Origin of the sequence: Paenibacillus sp. S-12 (genome assembly GCF_030363895.1) — a bacterium.
In the GTDB taxonomy this organism is placed as follows: Bacteria; Bacillota; Bacilli; order Paenibacillales; family Paenibacillaceae; genus Paenibacillus_B; species Paenibacillus_B alvei.
Genome location: NZ_JASIUF010000019.1, coordinates 60,935 through 79,047, shown reverse-complemented (window position 1 = coordinate 79,047; position 18,113 = coordinate 60,935). Strand labels below are relative to the sequence as shown.

At 46.2% G+C, this 18,113-nt stretch carries 8 protein-coding genes and 1 riboswitch; of the genes, 7 read left to right on the top strand and 1 reads right to left on the bottom strand.

Annotated features, from left to right (window positions below):
* Positions 1–13 precede the first annotated feature (13 nt).
* From NO352_RS19085 to NO352_RS19075, 3 genes are all read left to right on the top strand, one after another.
* Positions 14–1,600 (top strand): response regulator, encoded by a 1,587-nt coding sequence (locus NO352_RS19085; RefSeq protein WP_289356519.1) that lies wholly within the window; start codon positions 14–16, stop codon positions 1,598–1,600.
* Positions 1,601–1,646: 46 nt separating this feature from the next.
* Positions 1,647–2,753 carry a hypothetical protein gene (locus NO352_RS19080; RefSeq protein ID WP_262866434.1) on the top strand — a complete coding sequence of 369 codons (1,107 nt, stop codon included), beginning with the start codon at positions 1,647–1,649 and terminating at the stop codon, positions 2,751–2,753.
* Between the two features lie 363 nt (positions 2,754–3,116).
* Positions 3,117–3,950, top strand: a complete 834-nt coding sequence (locus NO352_RS19075) for a YdcF family protein (RefSeq protein ID WP_238555746.1) — start codon at positions 3,117–3,119, stop codon at positions 3,948–3,950.
* Positions 3,951–4,078: 128 nt separating this feature from the next.
* Here the strand turns inward: NO352_RS19075 and NO352_RS19070 are convergent, their stop codons facing one another.
* Positions 4,079–5,128: a 2,3-butanediol dehydrogenase gene (locus NO352_RS19070; RefSeq protein ID WP_289356518.1), complete on the bottom strand. Its 1,050-nt coding sequence runs from the start codon at positions 5,126–5,128 to the stop codon at positions 4,079–4,081.
* A 267-nt stretch (positions 5,129–5,395) separates the two neighbouring features.
* On the opposite strand from NO352_RS19070, the gene NO352_RS19065 reads away from it, so the two are divergent.
* The 4 genes from NO352_RS19065 (at position 5,396) to NO352_RS19050 (ending at position 18,102) form a co-directional block, all read left to right on the top strand.
* Positions 5,396–6,424 carry a LacI family DNA-binding transcriptional regulator gene (locus NO352_RS19065; RefSeq protein WP_163975338.1) on the top strand — a complete coding sequence of 343 codons (1,029 nt, stop codon included), beginning with the start codon at positions 5,396–5,398 and terminating at the stop codon, positions 6,422–6,424.
* 359 nt (positions 6,425–6,783) lie between these two features.
* Positions 6,784–9,894 (top strand): copper amine oxidase N-terminal domain-containing protein, encoded by a 3,111-nt coding sequence (locus NO352_RS19060; protein WP_289356517.1) that lies wholly within the window; start codon positions 6,784–6,786, stop codon positions 9,892–9,894.
* A 556-nt stretch (positions 9,895–10,450) separates the two neighbouring features.
* A riboswitch (cyclic di-GMP riboswitch) is annotated at positions 10,451–10,537 on the top strand.
* An 83-nt stretch (positions 10,538–10,620) separates the two neighbouring features.
* Positions 10,621–11,340, top strand: a complete 720-nt coding sequence (locus NO352_RS19055; RefSeq protein WP_268621922.1) for a 4'-phosphopantetheinyl transferase family protein — start codon at positions 10,621–10,623, stop codon at positions 11,338–11,340.
* A 27-nt stretch (positions 11,341–11,367) separates the two neighbouring features.
* Positions 11,368–18,102 (top strand): non-ribosomal peptide synthetase, encoded by a 6,735-nt coding sequence (locus NO352_RS19050; RefSeq protein ID WP_289356525.1) that lies wholly within the window; start codon positions 11,368–11,370, stop codon positions 18,100–18,102.
* Positions 18,103–18,113: the final 11 nt, after the last annotated feature.

The following is an 18,113-nucleotide window of genomic DNA, read 5'->3' as shown; positions in this document are numbered from 1 at the left end:
GGGAGAGGATCACTTGAATCTTCTTATTGTGGAAGACGAGACTAGATTTTTGCAAAATCTACTTCACATGCCTTGGGAAGATCACGATATCGAAGTAGTAGGATCGGCGAATAACGGGGCTGAAGCTCTTGCTCAGATCCAAATAAAGCAGCCCGATATTATTTTAATGGATATACAAATGCCCGAAATGGACGGTCTTTCCTTGGCTTGCCAAGTGGCTCGAGATTATTCGAGTACGAAAATCATCATTTTAAGCGGTCATGATAAATTCTCCTATGCGCAGACAGCGGTGGAACTTGGTGTATACAAATATTTGCTCAAGCCTGCTGCTGAAATGGACATTCTCCAGACTGTGACGGATGCAGCCCGATGCATTAAGGCCGAGTTAATGGAGCGAACGCGTCAGCTAATGATGCAGGAGCAATGGACACAATACCTTCCCATCCTACATCAGCATACGATTCGCAATTTAGCATATGGAAAATATCAAATAGAAGATCTAGAAGCGTCCTGTGCTTCATTAGGACTTCATATAGATATTCATTCTCGTTATGCAGTAATCGTTCTAGACGTGGATGAACAAACCGATTCTAGCAATGAAAACAGCATGACCATGGACAAGCTTGTGCATTTTATTCGAAATCATTTGCCGATTCCTGATTATTATGTGTGCACGGAAGAGGATAAGGCGATTATTGTAATTGGAAGGGCCGGAGCGCTGGAACAAAATCAGCAGCAGCTGTTCGGAATTCACATCATCATGGAGAAGCTTATTCGCAACATTAAGCAATGTCTAGGCATTGTCGTAAGTGCGGGAATTAGTGGAGGAACGGGAAAGATAGACGAACTGCTGCCCTTATATATTCAAGCTAAAAAGGCGCTGCAAAATCGGGTCGTTTATGGAACAGGTATCGCAATTCCATATGATGATCCGCTCCAAGTCGAGTTCACGAACCGACCAAATTATGAACATGAGGACAAGCAATTGGAGATGGCTTTGGAGGCGTTGGATCAAGAACTTGCCATGCGAATGATTTCGAACATGTGTGAGGCGGTGAAGAACAACTCAGCGTCGTACGAAATCATGATGGAACAATTAATGTACATCGTTGGCGTATTGACACTCTTTATTCGTAAACGCGGATGGTCCGTACAGGATGTGACGGGAGAGGATTTTGATTTTCTCTCGAATGTACAATCACTTACGACTCCCGAGCGTATGTACGATGTTTTGCATCGTGCCGTAAGAAGCATAATCTCTTATGCCGAGAGTCATGACAGAAAGGTTACTCATCCCACTGTTCAAGCCATTATCGAGCTGCTTGAGACGGAACAGGAGCAGGAATTTACGTTACATACGATTGCAGACCGTTTTTATGTGAACGCCTCGTATTTAAGTCGTTTATTCAAGCAGGAAACAGGAATGCCATTTACTTCTTATGTTCTCGAACACAAGATGGAACGGGCGAGGACGGCACTGATGAATGGTGCAAGAGTGTATGATGCAGCCGCCATGATTGGATATAGAGACGTCAGCTATTTCACCAAAATATTCCGAAAATATTGGGGCGTGACGCCAAGCAGTGTAAAAAATAAATGAATAGGTCTCTAGTGAATCGAAAACTATTAACTAAGGAGTCGATGTTATGAACACGAAGCTAGCAAAAACAAGAAAGGCATGGTTTACTGTAATGCTTACCTTCACGCTTACTTTAAGCTTGTTTGTCAACTTATTTTCAACGCCAGTGATTAAAGCGGCCAAGGACGCAGAAGGGAATGAAATGGATAGCACTGCGATGGCTCGAAGTGACCTGTCAACAAGCAATATGGTGTTTTTATACAGCGGTCATTTTGGAGACGGTCAACATTACATTCCCTATGAATCGACAGAGCTCGATCGGTTGGATACGGTGAGGCAATTTGTTATTGCGATAGATAATAAGACAAATAAAATTGATAATTATAGAGAAAGAAATTTGATTGATGATGTAAATGAAACGCTGCGGACAATCGTGGATACGAACAGCGAATATAGCGTGCTGGTTCCTCTTCCGGCACACGATGTATCGAGTAAGTTAGACGTTGATAAGTTATTCGATGAATATGTAAGCTATATAAAGGCATTAAAACAAAAAATAGGTTCAAATTGGGACTCGGTAACGGGATTTTATTATCCTAACGAAGCCATATACTTCTATGGGACTCAAAATTACTGCTACTCGCAGCTTAAAAATCAATCGCAAGTTCAATTGTTGAAAAAACTTTCGGAGTATATAAAGAACAGTGACGATGTAGACAAAGCAACTTCTTTTGCATGGGCTCCTTATTATGGTTTTGGTCCTAACAGAGAAAAAATAGTGGAAACAATTGCATACATCGTGGACGAGACAACGGTCTTTGATTACGTGTATATTCAACCCCACTACTATTTTGACAATGACTACAAAATAAATTTGCAGCCGATTTACGATAGCGTGAAAGAAGGAAGAATATATGGGGATGGCGGTCGGTTGGTTGCAAAGAATCATTTAGATAAAACGAAAATCGGAATTCAAATGGAGATTGATTATAAGTATTTTACCGATACAGGGCACAGAGAAAGGTATGACCAGACAGTTGATAAATTCAAGGATCTTTTAGGCGAAAAAGGGCGATTCAGCTTTTACATAGGATCGAAAGGCTTGATAAATAAATATAGTAATCCATATTTCAGAGAAACACTAGATAAAGTGAACGAATTCTATACAAATTGAGTTTATATAAGCCGATTCTTTTATTGAAGGAATCGGCTTTTTTCATTTTTGAGGCAGAAGATAGCTGGGACTTCCAACATACTGTTAAGGGATGATGATGCTGGGTATGTTTTAGAGCGATTCATTTTCGATATTGAATGGTGAAAAAGGTATGCAAGAAGGAATGAATTGCTTACAATAGTAAGGTTGGGAAAGGAGTGTATGATGAGTTTTTTTAGCTTGATATTATTTGCCCTGTTTGTTTTTTTATTTATAAGGGAAAAAAGGCGTATTAGTCTTTCATTCCTATTCATAGCAGCTTTAGCGAATTTAGCGCTGAGTCTAGTGGCGTTCTCCAACCAGATTCCATGGGTGAACCTAATTGTGGCCGCGGCTATCCTCGCCTCTGTTCCTTTGAGCGTACTGTTTGTGACCATATATTTGCTGCTTAACGGACGAATCATGTTGAAGAAGGAAAGCAAGAAGCTCGCGAATATGCTGTCATTATTATTGAGTCTCCTGATATTTGCGATGATCGGGATGTTTTTCTACATTTTCTTTATTTCTTATAATGATAAATTTGCGATTTTTTATATCGGGACGCTGCTTATCTTCATGTATTTTTCCTTTGTGTTCGTCAGCTTCCTAGCGTATGCAATTTTTTATCACTACTGGAGAATATGGTACAAGCCTGATTTCATTATCGCGCTTGGCTCCGGCTTGATCGGAGGGGATCGTGTTCCCCCGCTGCTTGCGTCACGCTTGGACAAAAGTATCGAGCAATATCGGAAGTATGATGAAGAGCCTAAAATTATTGTGTCTGGCGGTCAAGGACCGGACGAACTGCTCAGTGAAGCGGAAGCCATGAAGAACTATATTGTGGGGAAAGGAGTACCCGAGCAGGATGTGCTGATCGAGGACAAATCACGCAACACGATGCAAAATATGCTGTTCTCGAAGGCGATTATGGACTCCATCAAACCAGATCATAAAAGTATATTTGTTACAAACAATTACCATGTCTTCCGGGCAAGCATTTTTGCGCGGCTCGCGGGATTGAAGAAGTGCGAGGGGGTAGGCGCGAAGACGGCAAGATATTATATGCCAAGTGCTTTCATCCGCGAGTATATTGGCATCATCATGATGTACAAATGGTGGCATCTCGCAGTGGTATCGCTGATCGTATTATTTACCGTCATGTTGCTGAGAGTGCTGTAAATGATGGGTGCGATATGAAAAAAGATCGAGCCGGGGAACTAATTCGCTTAGTACCCTGACTCGATCTTTTATGTTTCATAATCATGATTTTGAAGTGTACCGGCATAAATCGCTTCTGTAATGACGTATTATTGCGGCTTCACCATAATCTTCACTTGGTTTTTCTCTTTCAAGAGTGCCTCGAAGCCATGATCGACGACTTCATCCAGTTGAATGCGCTTCGTCACCAGCTTCTCTGCTGGGAAGTAGCCTTGCTCCATCAATTTGATAACCGCAGGAAATACATTGCGGTAACCGATGATGCCTTTCATCGTCCGTTCTTTCGTCACGATGGCATTTGGTTTAATGGTAGCTTCTCTTTCGAAAATGCTGACAATCATTACTTCGCCGCCAAGTTTTGCTGCGTCAATTGCATTGTTCAGCACTGCAGGAACTCCAGTTACTTCATAAGCGACATCTACACCGCCGCCTGTCCGTTCACGAAGCTCCTTTACGACATCGACTTGCGATGGATCAAGCACAATAGCTCCCAGCTCAGCTGCTTTCTGCTTCCGCTGTTCAGACAATTCAATCGCATAAATTTCCGATGCGCCGGCTGCTTTCAATGCCTCAATAACAAGCAACCCGATTGGGCCTGTGCCGAATACGGCTGCACGATCCCCGACCTGAAGATTACTTTGACGAACCGCATAGAGCGCTACAGCGGAAGGCTCAACAAGCGCGCCTTGCTCATACGATATACTGTCCGGAATCTTGTGCACCATGTGCTCGTCTGCTGCTACATATTCCGAGAATCCGCCACCGCCGCCTGCCAGACCAAGGAAGCCCATTTTATCGCACAGATTGTACTTGCCTTGCTTGCAGGCCTCGCATTCGCCGCACGCGAAAATCGGTTCTACAACAACCCGGTCGCCTGCTTGGAATTTGGTTACGCCTTCGCCGACCTCGACGACCTGTCCGGAAAATTCATGTCCCATAACGATAGGAGCTTGTTCTCCTGTTAAGGGATGGGGAGCGCTATTTGAAATGAAGATCGGTCCCGCTGTGTACTCATGCAGGTCACTGCCGCAGATGCCGCAGCATTCGACTTTGATTTTTACCTTGCCTTTGCCGGCTGCTGGTTCTGCAATGTTCTCCACGCGCAAATCTTTAACGCCATGCCATCTTAATGCTTTCATATGTTCATCTCCCCAGAAGTATATGGATAAAAGGTTGTTCAAAACGCACAGTTTTGAACACGAATCGAATATATGAATTGGAAACGAGCGATACTTTTCGGAAACGTTTCCGATATTAAATATGTCACACTATTAGCGTGATGTCAATCACAGTCATTTTTTGTAAGGGATCAGGTGAATAATGTGAATCCAGATGGTATGATACAGGCATAAGGTTGGTTGAGATGGTGGAAGCAATTCCAACAGTTACGGGAGGAAGATACAGCAGTGGTTCAGAAAAAGGTCACGATTGAGGACGTTGCGCGGCGGGCAGGAGTTGGATTGGCAACCGTATCGCGTGCGATTAACGACGCGGAGGGCATAAGCCCGAAGACAAAGGCGAAGGTGATGCAGGCGATCGAAGAGCTTGGCTTTGTACCAAACTCTTTCGCACGAAGCCTTAAGGTGCGGCAGACGAAGCAAATTGCGCTAGCAGTTCCCGATATTCGGAATGCCTTCGTGCCGGAAATTGCCTATTCCGTAGAGCAGGCGGCTAAACATTATGACTACCGGGTTGTACAGATTAATACGCTGGGCAACGCGAGAGCGGAGCTGGAGATATTAAGGGAAGTAAAAAAGCTTCATGTGGATGGCCTGATTGTGCTTCCGCTTGCTTATCCTGCCACACTGCCTGACTTGATTAACAAGTCGAGCCTTCCGATATCCGTTATTAACTACGGGAAGAAGCTCGGGGACGATGTGAAGGCGGATATTGTCAGTTTATCGACACAAGAAGGCAAGCTAGTGATGGAGCATTTTATGAATATCGGACGGACACGAATTGCATACGCTGGAGCACCGAAGCACATCATTGAGGAGCGTTTCTTTGCCTACGAAGATGCCCTGCCGCAAATAGACAGCTCTTTGATCTATTTCGGAGATGATTTTTCAATGCAAACCGGATTAAAGGCAGCAGATTATTTTGCAGGTCTAACGAAGATGCCGGATGCGATTTATGCGGGCAATGACATGATTGCGATGGGTCTGCTGAACCGGTTTAAGGAATTGGAAATTCGTGTGCCAGAGGACATTGCAATCGTAGGCATCGATAATATTTTATGGGGGACGATTACAACGCCTCGGCTCAGTTCAGTATCAATCATGGGGGCCGAAGTAGCTAGGGTAGCGACAGAGCTGCTGCTGAACCGAATCATTGAACAGAAACGCGGTGTATATGAACGTGTACAGTTTGAACCCCGTCTTATTGTAAGAGAGTCGAGTGTGGCGATGACGCGCAGCTCACAGCAATTGGACTGAGATTTGGATAAGGAAGAAAGAGGAAGGTATGGTAAAGGCGGATGATAGGATGGATATCATGCTGGCCAATTTGTTGCAGAAATACAGCGACTTCGGATGGCTGTGCAGAGTGGATGAGTGATTCCGCGTAATATGCACGGTTGAGCAATTGTAATACACCGTTGGAACATGGGTTGTAATAACCATGTTTAGCGGTTTTTTTTTGTTTTTTAATGCTGTAAAAATCAGCATTCGAAACATTGACACAAATTTGTCACATTTCAGCGCGAAACCATAAAACATTTTCCTCTATTGGATCATCTAACATAAAGGCGGAAAATTCATACTTGGATATGATTTCAACTTAGGAGGGTGAAAATGTGAAAAAGCTAATATCAGGTTTTGTTGCGGCAGCACTTGGCTTTACGCTGGTCATGCCTGTACCGGCGCAAGCTGCGCCTGCAGCTTACACCGTATACGTGAATGGGAGCAGTATTAGTACAGGTCAATCGCCTGTTTACACGCAAGGCCGTGTGCTGCTTCCCATGGCGGCTATTTTCCAGGCGCTTGGCGCCAGTGTAAGTTACGATTACAAAACGAAGAAGGTGTCAGCTTACAAGGGAGGAACCTCGGTAATTTTGACCTTGGGCTCCAAAGCGGCAACGGTCAATGGAAGAACTGTCTATATGGATGTTCCAGCTAGAGCAATGGGTGGCAGAACGATGGTTCCGGTACGTTTCGTAAGTGAATCATTGGGTGCTACAATCACTTATGACAACAAAACGAGAGTCGTTCGCGTGACTTCTGGCAGTTCGCCGACATACCCGGATCGCCCGACGTACCCGGATCGTCCAACAACGCCTGACTATTCCGGTAATCTTCAAGGCGTAAACTATGTTACGGTTCAAATCTCCGGTCAGTCTGGAGATGCCAGCGATATTCGAGTGAGCTTCTCCAAGGAGAGGAATGAATATAATCTTGATCATTATCGCGTCATGATTGTTAAAGCTTCAAACTCCTTTAATTTGAACAAAGCACGCTCCGTATCTTCCAGCAATTATACCGTAGTGAACAAAAACGCTGACGATCCTGTAGTCAAATTGGATTCTCGCGCCCGTGACGTAGATGGAGACTATATTCGCACGAATGTGAAGTATGAAGCTTATGTATTGTCAGTGGGCAGATCGAGTAACGATCAGGTGCTTTCTAACTCATCTTCTACCTTTACGTTAGGCGATAATGCAGTTGCAGCGGCGACGAATGTGCAAGTGCGCAATGTGGCGAATTATAACGATGGCCGCGATATGCAGGTTAGCTTTACTCGTCCATCTAACGACAGTCAAATTCAAAATTATCGGATTATGGTCGTTAAAACGAAGGATGCATCTCGTTTCGATGCTTATGAAGCAGACCGCGTATCCAGCCAAAATTATACCACTGTATCGAAGTCCAGTAACTATACGTTGACGACAACATTGAGTTCGACGGCAAGAGATACATCAGGTGACTATATCCGTAAAGACGTGTCCTATACCGTATTTGTCGTATCTGTCAGCAATACGAGCTCGTATAGCAACAAGCTGTCCTCCAGCTCATCTTCGATCACGCTTGGACAATCAGCTGGTGTTCCAGTGATTACGAAAGTTAGCCAAGTGGGCAATTATGGAGATGGCCGCGATATTCAGATCAGCTTTAATCGCTCTTCCGATGAATCGCGCGTAAGCTACTACCGGATTTTTGCAGTGAAATATTCGGATGCTTATCGCTTTGATTTGACTGAAGCAAACCGGGTTTCATCCAGCAATTATTATGATGTCTCGAAGAATGGCTATAGCATTACTTCAACATTGCCATCTAATATGCGTGATGTGAATGGCTCATTAATCCGCAGAGGGGAAACGTACCGTCTGTTCGTCATGTCAGTTTCGAATAGCAACTCTGACTACAATGCATTGTCGGGCGCATCCGATTCCATCAATATTTCGAATAACTCAACGGTATACAATGCTTCCAATGTAAGAGTAAGCGATGTAGGAGATTATAATGACGGCCGCGACATGATGGTTACCTTTAATCGTGCATCGGATGAATCGAATATTAGCCAGTATCGCATCATGGTTGTGAAATCAAGCAGATCGTATCGCTTTGATGTATCTGAAGCGAACAACGTATCCAGCTATAACTACACGTCAGTGAACACGAATGGAAGAGACATCAGCCTCAAGCTGAGCTCTACTGCTAGAGACGTAGATGGCGATCTGATCCGCAATGGAATCAGCTACCAAGTATACGTGCTTTCGGTTGGACGCGGCAGCTATGTGAATTCCTTGTCCAGCTCTTCAGATTCGATTACATTGTCTAACAATTCGACGGTCTATCCAGCAACGAACGTATCGGCGAGCAGTATGGGCGGCAATTACAATGATGGACGGAACATGGGGGTAACATTCAACCGTGCCGCAGATGAATCGAATGTGAATCATTATCGTGTCATGGTTGTGAAGTCTTCCAATGCAAGCCGTTTTAACCTGACGGAAGCGAACAGAGTAAACAGTTGGAACTCGACGGTCGTGAATCGTAATGGCAGCAGTTTGTCAACAGTACTTGGTTCGGATGCAAGAGATGTGGATGGTGCGCCAATTCGCAACGGTATTAGCTACCGGGTCTTTGTGCTCTCTGTAAGCGCGAATAATCAAGCGAACAATGCGTTGTCTGCTCCATCTCCTGAGGTTACGCTCAGAAGCAATGCCTCAGTTGATGTTGTAACGAATGTAGAAGCGAAGATTATTGGCGGAAACGGCAATGCCAGCGATATTGAAGTGGGCTTTGCTGCATCATCCAACAATTCTTATGTTAATGAATACCGCATTATGGTCGTTCGTGCTGATCAGTCTTATGCCTTTGACACATATAGTGCGGGACTTGTGAGTTCATCAAGCTATATTCGGGTTGGAAGCCAAAGTGGCTATGTGAGACAATCGCTGACAAGCAGCTTGCGTGATGTTCAAGGGAATGTCATTCAAAAAGGTATTGCTTACCGGGTCTTTGTGCTTACGGTAGCTGACAATAGAAGCGGCTCCTCGAATGCTTTGTCTTCGCCTTCTGGTGAATTTTCCTTGGTAGATCAATCCGTGCAGGCCCCTACGAATGTGTTTGTGGCGAGAGAAGGAGCGAATGAATTCAAGGCCTACTTCTCGAAGCCAAGCAGCGACAACGGAATTGCCTATTATGGAGTAATGGTCGTTCCTTCCGTATCGGCAGATTCATTCAACCTGGATCAGGCGAATCGTGTGGGAGGAAATAATTATAAATTGGTAAGCGTGTCGGGCGATGGATCGACCATGTTCTCGTTGTCCGATAATGATGTATACGGAAATCCAATTCGCACTGGTGTTGCCTATAAAGTATTTGTGGTGTCCGTAGCGGATGGACGATATGCAACGGTTAATGCTCTCTCAAATGCCTCTAATGAAATCATTGTTGGAAACTGATAGTAAATCAAGCCAATGGCAAACAGACTGAACGGCATAGAATAATAGCATTTTATAAGAGCCTCGAATGCATTTCGAGGCTCTTATGCATTCATAAGGGAATTATTTTAGGGATAAGAGGGATTTTTATGCTGGTATTCAATGATAAGGAGTAATTTTAACATTAGGTCTTCAATCGACAATTTTGTCGAATGAAAAAAGGAGAGGAAACGAATGGAAATGTTAGAAAAAACGCAGTTTAGGGGTGTTTTTGTCGGAAAAAAGTCGAAAAAACACTTAATTACAACTAAAAAATGACAAAAAATGATTGTCCGTGTCGAAAATTTGAAAATTGATATGAAAAGGTATTAATCTTTTCATTTAAGCAGCCGATATAAAATATGGGTCTGTAGTTGGATAATTGTGAACAGGTATCCAGCATGCTGATATGTAATATGTACTTTAGACCTAATCACGCGATACATGTCACAAGAACTAGTGCGTAAACAATGTTATGACATTCTTGCCTGGTAATCGATTTGCAACAATCAATGGAGACATCAAGAAGAACAACATCAGGATTAAAAGGCAAACCCAGTCGAAAGTTGGGGGCGCAAAGCCTCGGGCCTAACGTCTATTGGATTATGGCAGCCGGGCTGCCATTCGAGTTGCGGTAACCAAACAACGGTTATTTGGTGACAAGGCTATTCCCAATGGCCTTTTTTTTGCGCACAAAGGTTGGGGTAAATGATGGAAATTGTGTTGCTGAAGTGGGACGAATGTACTTCCTATAAAAACATAGCTTCGTTGATGGATCGATTTATCCCGTATGTTACGCCTGAAAAATACAAACGGTTAGACAGACTTCGAGAGCGTAAAGATCGTTACCGCGTGGTTGCAGCTGATATATTGGCTCGCATCCTGCTCTCTCGAGCGCTGAACCGATCGAACGACGAGATTGTTATTCGTACTCATTCATTCGGCAAGCCGTATATAGAGGGCAACCCGGTATTTTTCAACATCTCTCATGCCGGTGCATTCATTGCAGTGGCATTGGATAGAGCGCCAATCGGGATTGATATTGAGCAAGCAGGGGAATGGAGCATGGATGTGGCTAGGCTGATATGCTCGCCGCGTGAGCTGGAATTGCTTGCAAATACGGACGACTGCCGTGCGCGTCAGGAATTGTTTTTTTACATATGGACGGCTAAGGAAAGTGTGTTGAAGGCAATTGGTGTAGGTCTCAGTCAGCTTCCAAGCACTTTCGAAATCGTGCAGGAGACAGCCGTACCTGTACAGCGTAATCAATTATGGAAAGTTAATCATTATTATGTAAAGCAATATGTCGTTCCTGAAACAGGCTATTGTATGACTGTGTGCGCACAGCATATGGATTTTGCCAAGCAAATAGAGTACATCACATGGGAGCAGTTGACTCATTGGTTTATGAAATGGGTTGGATCGTGATAAAGGAGAGGACGAAGATTGGCTTTCATGGAATTGACAGTAGAACGATTGACAGGCTATGACGCACATTCTATTGAGCTGCCTGAGGAGACGTTGCGTCTTCTGAAGGATCATTCGACCGAGCATTCGGTCAAGTTGGAATCCGTCATATGCGGAGCGTGGGCAACGCTGTTGTCTCGTTTCTACAACTCACAGCAAGTAACTCTTCATGCCGTTCAATCGAGTAATGGCAATGGCAATCATACCGTAGTCAGCCAGGATGACGTGACCATGCAAGGAATTATGAACATTCATAACAGTTTGTTGGCTTGCACAGAAGGGCGTAACCTGACTTGCTCTGAAATAGGAATAGACAGCGATGTAGCAACATACTGCTGGTACGGAGCAGATGCTCAACCGATGCTTCCGGAGGGGACACAGGAATGCGGTTTGCATTGCTGCATCCAATCTGTTGATGGAGTTGGTTCGACACTGCTGTTTACCATGTACTATAAGGAAAATCATTTCCAATTATCGACGGTGGAGAAGCTGGCGGAGTATTTCCTGCAACTGTTGCAGGAAATGGTTAAGCACCCTCAGAAGCGCATTGGCGAACTGGAGATGTTAACGGAGCAGGACAAGCACCAGTTGATCGAAGGAATGAATCAGACTCGGGTAGATTACCCGCATACATTTACAGTTCCGGCACTGTTCGAGGAGCAGGCGCAGCTTCATCCTGACCGGGTGGCTGTAAAGGAAGATGGCCGTGACCTGACATATCGTGAGCTGAATGTGCGTGCGAACCAATTAGCGCGCAGATTGCAGAGTCGGGGCATTGGCCGTGAGCATTCCGTTGGGATTATGGCAGAACGAAGTGCGGAGATGGTTATAGGGATATTGGCTATCCTCAAGGCAGGGGGAGCTTATGTACCTATTGATCCGGATCATCCTCAAGATCGCATTCAGTACGTTTTGGAAGACAGCCGCACGAAGCATGTGCTGTTAAGCCGTTCATCACAGGCGGATTTGCCTGCTAACATGGAGCTTATCTATATTGATGACCCGACACTTGCTGATGAGTCAGGAGATAATTTGGCATCTATCAATCAGCCGGAAGATCTTATTTATATTATTTATACATCTGGATCGACAGGACGGCCTAAGGGCGTTATGGTTACCCATCGCAATGTCGTTCGCCTAGTTAAGCGAACGAATTTTGTGAAGTTTAACGAAGGCGATCGAATTTTGCAAACGGGGTCATTGGTGTTTGACGCCTCAACATTTGAAATATGGGGCTCGTTGCTGAACGGCTTAGGTCTGGTTCTCATAGACAAGACAGTCATTTTAGATGCAGAACAATTAGAGCAAGCACTCGTTCGCCACGGTGTAACGACCATGTTCTTAACAACAGCGCTTTTCATTCAATTGGTGGATCGCAATCCACGCATTTTTGCGCCTTTGCGTCAATTACTCGTAGGTGGAGAGCTGATGTCGCCGAAGCATTTCTATCGTGCAGCCAAGGAGTGTGCACCGATCGACATCTCGAATATCTATGGGCCTACGGAAAACACCACCTTCTCGACTTCCTATCTGATGAAGGAGGAAGGAGAGGGCACGATCCCAATCGGTACACCGATCACGAACTCAACTGCCTATGTCGTAAATAATTATGGCATGCTGCAGCCGATTGGAGCTGTAGGAGAGCTGTGGGTTGGTGGTGAAGGTGTAGCACGCGGCTATCTGAACAAGGAAGAAATGACGCGCGATAAGTTCATCGATAGTCCATTTGTGACTGGTGAGCGCATCTACAAGACGGGTGACCTTGTTCGCATGTTGCCAGACGGAAACCTGGAATTCGTGGGACGCAAGGATCATCAGGTAAAAATTCGTGGCTATCGCATGGAGCTTGGCGAGATTGAAGCGCAAATTCATACGCATGAACAGGTAACGGAAGCATTGGTTGTTGCCTTCGAGGAAGCGCCTGGTCAGAAGGCGCTATGTGCTTATATTGTCGCAGATGAAGATATGACAGCCGCTATAATGCGCGAGTATTTAGCCCAGCATTTGCCGGAATTCATGGTGCCAGCTTACTTCATGTTCTTGGAGCGGATGCCGCTGACGATCAACGGGAAGATCGATCGGGCCAAGCTGCCTCAGCCTGAGAAGCAGGAGCGCATGTCCGCTAACTATCAAGCGCCGACAACGGCGACTGAGAAGAAGCTGGCGAAGATTTGGGAGGAATTGCTCGGAATATCCCCAGTCGGTACGGAGGATCATTTCTTTGAAATAGGCGGACACTCCTTGAAGCTGGGGCAGCTGCAGGCACGTATTTCGGCTGAATTCCATGTCTCGTTATCCTTTAAGGATTTGTTCTCTAATCCATTTGTCGGCAAGCTTGCTGCACAGATTGATGGAGGAGCGGAAGCTCAATTTGAGTCGATTGCGCCTGTTGAAATGAAGTCGCACTATTGTCTCGCTCCAGCACAGACGCGGATGTTCGCTCTTCAACAGCGAGGCGGTGTCGGCATGGCTTATAACATCCCGCTTGTGTATGAAGTGAACGGCCAGTTGGACACTGATCGGCTGAAGCAGGCATTGAATCAATTAGTCCAACGGCATGAAGCGTTCCGGACTTCGTTCCACTGGGAGCAGGATAAGGTAGTGCAGAAAGTGCATGCAGCGATCGAACTGGATGTGCCGGTCATGGAAGCGGAAGGCCGTTCGGCCGGCGAACTGGCGCAAGCATTCGTTCGCCCATTTGAGCTGGATAAGGCACCGCTTTTGCGAGCTGCTATTGCGGAGCTCGCGCCTGAACACTATGTGCTGATGCTGGATATCCATCATATCGTATTTGATGGGACATCACTCAGCGTCTTTGCAGAAGAATTGGCGGCGCTGTATGAGGGTGAGCAGCTTGCGCCAATAACGCTGCAATATAAGGATTACGCAGAGTGGCAGTCTGCACGTGTGCAAGATGAGCAAGAGCATGAGCCTTATTGGTTGAGCGTTCTAGAGGGTGATATACCACTGCTTGATCTCCCAACTGATTATCCGCGTCCTCAGGTGCAATCGTTTGAAGGGGACATGGTACGCATTGCGTTGTCCGCGGAGACGGTGGAAGGCTTGAAGCAGCTTGCTCTTCGTCAAGGCACTACGCTCTATATGGTGCTCTTATCGGTATACAATGTACTTCTGTCCAAATATGTGGACAAAGAAGACGTCATTGTAGGCTGTGCGGTTGCCGCGCGGACGCATACAGATGTTGAACGAATGATGGGCATGTTCGTCAACACCCTGCCAATTCGCAGTTATCCAGAGGGCGGCAAGGTCTTTGCACAATATTTGAACGAGATGAAGGATACGCTCCTGCTCGCCTATGAGCATCAGGATTATCCGCTCGACAGTCTAGTAGAACGGCTGCAGCTGAAGCGGGACTTGAGCCGCAACCCGCTGTTCGATACGGTATTTGTTATGCAGAATATGGGCAACATTTCGCTGCAAGCAGGCGATGCGAGCTTTACACAGCTTCCTTACCATAACGGCACGTCGAAGTTTGATTTGACGCTGGAAGCGATTGAGCAGGAAGAGGAGCTCGCATGTAACTTTGAGTACTGCACGAAGCTGTTTGCACGCACCACGATTGAGCGATTAGCGAGCCACTTCGAGCAGCTTGCGATGCAGGTTGCACAGCAACCGGACAGCATTATTGGCGAGCTTGATCTGCTTACTAAGCAGGAACGCGAGGAAATTGTTCATACGTTCAATGGCACGACAACGGACTATCCACGTCATGCAACTGTGCACAGCTTGTTCGAGGAGCAGGTTCGTTTGACGCCTGATCGTATTGCACTTGTTGCCGGTGAACGAGAGTTTACGTATGCGGAGCTTAACACAGAAGCCAATCGATTAGCTCATTATTTGCGGGAGCAAGGGACAAAGGCAGAGCAGCCTGTAGGGCTATTCACGGAGCGTACCCCAGAAATGATTATTGGTGTGCTTGCGATCTTGAAGGCGGGCGGGGCTTACGTGCCGATCGATCCTGACTATCCGCAAGAACGCATTCAATATATGCTGGAGGACAGCCGTGTTGCCATTGTATTGACGAGCGACCACTTGGCAGAAAGATTGCCTGATGGACTAAGAAGCATTGGCTTCACAGATTCGGCACTGTCAGCTCAACCAAAGGACAATATCGAGATCGTTAATGAACCTGATCACCTCGTGTACTTAATGTATACATCCGGATCAACTGGCAAGCCAAAGGGGGTTATGGTAACCCATCGCAATGTCGTGCGTCTTGTGAAAAACACGAATTTCGTGTCGTTCCAAGAGAATGATCGTATTTTGCAGACCGGTTCTCTTGTATTCGATGCCTCGACATTCGAAATATGGGGAGCGCTGCTCAACGGCCTTCAGCTCGTGCTCGTGGACAAGCCAACGATTTTGGATGCAGATCAATTGGAACAGGCAATTGTACGGCATGGCATCACGATGATGTGGCTGACCTCACCGTTGTTCACGCAGCTTGTGGAGAAGAATGAGCGTCTGTTCAAGCCTGTTCGTACGCTGCTTGTTGGCGGCGATGTATTGTCGCCGAAGCATATTTATCGTGTGCTCCATCATTGTGCGCCGATTCAAATCGTGAACGGCTATGGACCGACGGAGAATACAACCTTCTCCTGCTGCCATCAGATTAAAGCTGAACAGAATGGTTCTATTCCAATCGGAGCACCGATTGCAAACTCGACGGCATACGTCGTGAACAACTATGGCAAGCTTCAGCCAATTGGCGTTGCCGGCGAATTGTGGGTAGGCGGCGACGGGGTAGCGCGCGGCTACTTGAATCGCGAGGACTTGACGATGGAGAAGTTCATCGACAGTCCATTCAAGGCGGACGAAAAGCTGTATAAGACCGGTGACCTTGTACGCTGGCTGCCAGACGGTACGGTTGAATTCCTAGGACGCAAAGACCACCAAGTTAAAATCCGCGGCTATCGTATGGAGCTTGGCGAGATTGAGGCGCAAATACGTACGCATGAGCTCGTGAAGGAAACGCTTGTGACCGATATCGAGGAATCACCAGGACAAAAGGCACTGTGTGCTTACATCGTAACTGAAGGTACAGTAACAGCAGCCGACATCCGACAGCATTTGCACTCGCATTTGCCGGATTATATGATACCGACCTATTATGCATTTCTTGAGCAAATGCCGCTTACGACGAACGGCAAGATCGACCGCTCGAAGCTTCCTGCACCAGCGAAGCAGGAGTGGACAGGAGCAGGCTATGTGGCCCCAGAGAGCGAAATGGAGATGAAGCTCGCTGAGCTGTGGCAGGAGCTTTTGGGAATAGCAACTGTCGGCGTATGTGACAACTTCTTCGAGCTTGGCGGCCATTCCTTGAAGGCGATCACGCTTGTCGCACAGTTAAAGCAGGAGTATGAAGTCGATGTGAGTGACGTATTCGCTTATCCAACTATCCGGCAATTGGCACAGCGGATGAAGTATCGTCCGAACCATATGAAGGATAAGCTGGAGCGCATTCGCGCGATCTATTCTGATGCTGTAACCGCAACAGAAAATGAGACTCACACAGAAGCATGGGAGCAATATCGGAGCCGCAACGAAGCGTACAGTAAGCGGGATATTGCGCAGCAGTTGACATATGCCAAGGTTCTGCTTACAGGTGCTACAGGATATTTGGGTGCATATTTGCTTCGTGATTTACTGCAATATACATCCAGCACGGTTGTAGCGGTTGTGCGCGGCACATCTCCTGAACAAGCACGCGACAGACTGAATGAGAAGCTGGCTTATTACTTCGGCGACGATCTGGCAGCAACGTACGGGCAGCGGATCGAAATCGTAAATGGCAACTTGAGTGATGAACATCTCGGACTTGCACCAGAACAATATGCTAAGCTGGCAAATGAAGTCGAATGCATCATCCACGCTGCGGCTAATGTCAAGCATTATGGACACTATTCGGAGTTCGTTTTGAATAATGTCACTGCAACAGAGCATTTGCTCGAATTAGCTGTGCAAGGGAAGAAGAAGGCATTCCATCATGTCTCCACGATGTCAGTCGGCATGGGAACGATCAAGGGCAGGGAAGATGTTCTCTTTACGGAGGATGACTTGAATATCGGTCAGGTGCATGACAATTATTATGTACAGACGAAATTCCAAGCAGAGCAGCTAGTTGAACAGGCGCGTCAGAAGGGGATAAGCACGAATATTTATCGAGTCGGGAACATTGTGTGCCATTCGGTTAGCGGCCAGTTCCAAGAAAATATTCAGGACAATGCGTTCTATAAAACGATCAAGTCCTTCATTCAATTGGGCGCTGTACCGGCTTCAGGCCAAGATACAGACTTGTCCTTCGTAAATCAGGTAAGCCGAGCCATTGTTACGCTGCATGACAAACCAGCACTGCATAATGACATATTCCATATCTACAACCCTCACCGGATCAGTATGTCTGACATGCTGTCTGCGCGGGAAGATGTTCAGGTAGAGAAGCTGCCAATGGCCGAGTTCCTCTCTTATTTGTTCGAACGATATGAAAAGGGCGAGGATCTTGAAGCCGTGGAAAATGTGATGCTCCATAACGGCTGGATGGATGAGGGATCTGCACTTACAGCGTTTGAGCATACCGCAGAGCGGACGACAGCCTTATTGGGAGCATTAGGCTTTGCTTGGACTATACCGGGTTCAGAGCAAGTGACAAGCTTGCTGAGACACGGATTCGACGTTGGCTTCCTGACGCATTCCGCGAAGTAGAGAATCGTTCT

What these genes read in the sequence shown, in the direction of transcription:
- NO352_RS19050 (WP_289356525.1), top strand. Translation starts at nt 11,368, where the DNA reads ATGGAATTGACAGTAGAACGATTGACAGGCTATGACGCACATTCTATT.
- NO352_RS19070 (WP_289356518.1), bottom strand. Translation starts at nt 5,128, where the DNA reads ATGAAAGCATTAAGATGGCATGGCGTTAAAGATTTGCGCGTGGAGAAC.
- NO352_RS19055 (WP_268621922.1), top strand. Translation starts at nt 10,621, where the DNA reads ATGATGGAAATTGTGTTGCTGAAGTGGGACGAATGTACTTCCTATAAA.
- NO352_RS19080 (WP_262866434.1), top strand. Translation starts at nt 1,647, where the DNA reads ATGAACACGAAGCTAGCAAAAACAAGAAAGGCATGGTTTACTGTAATG.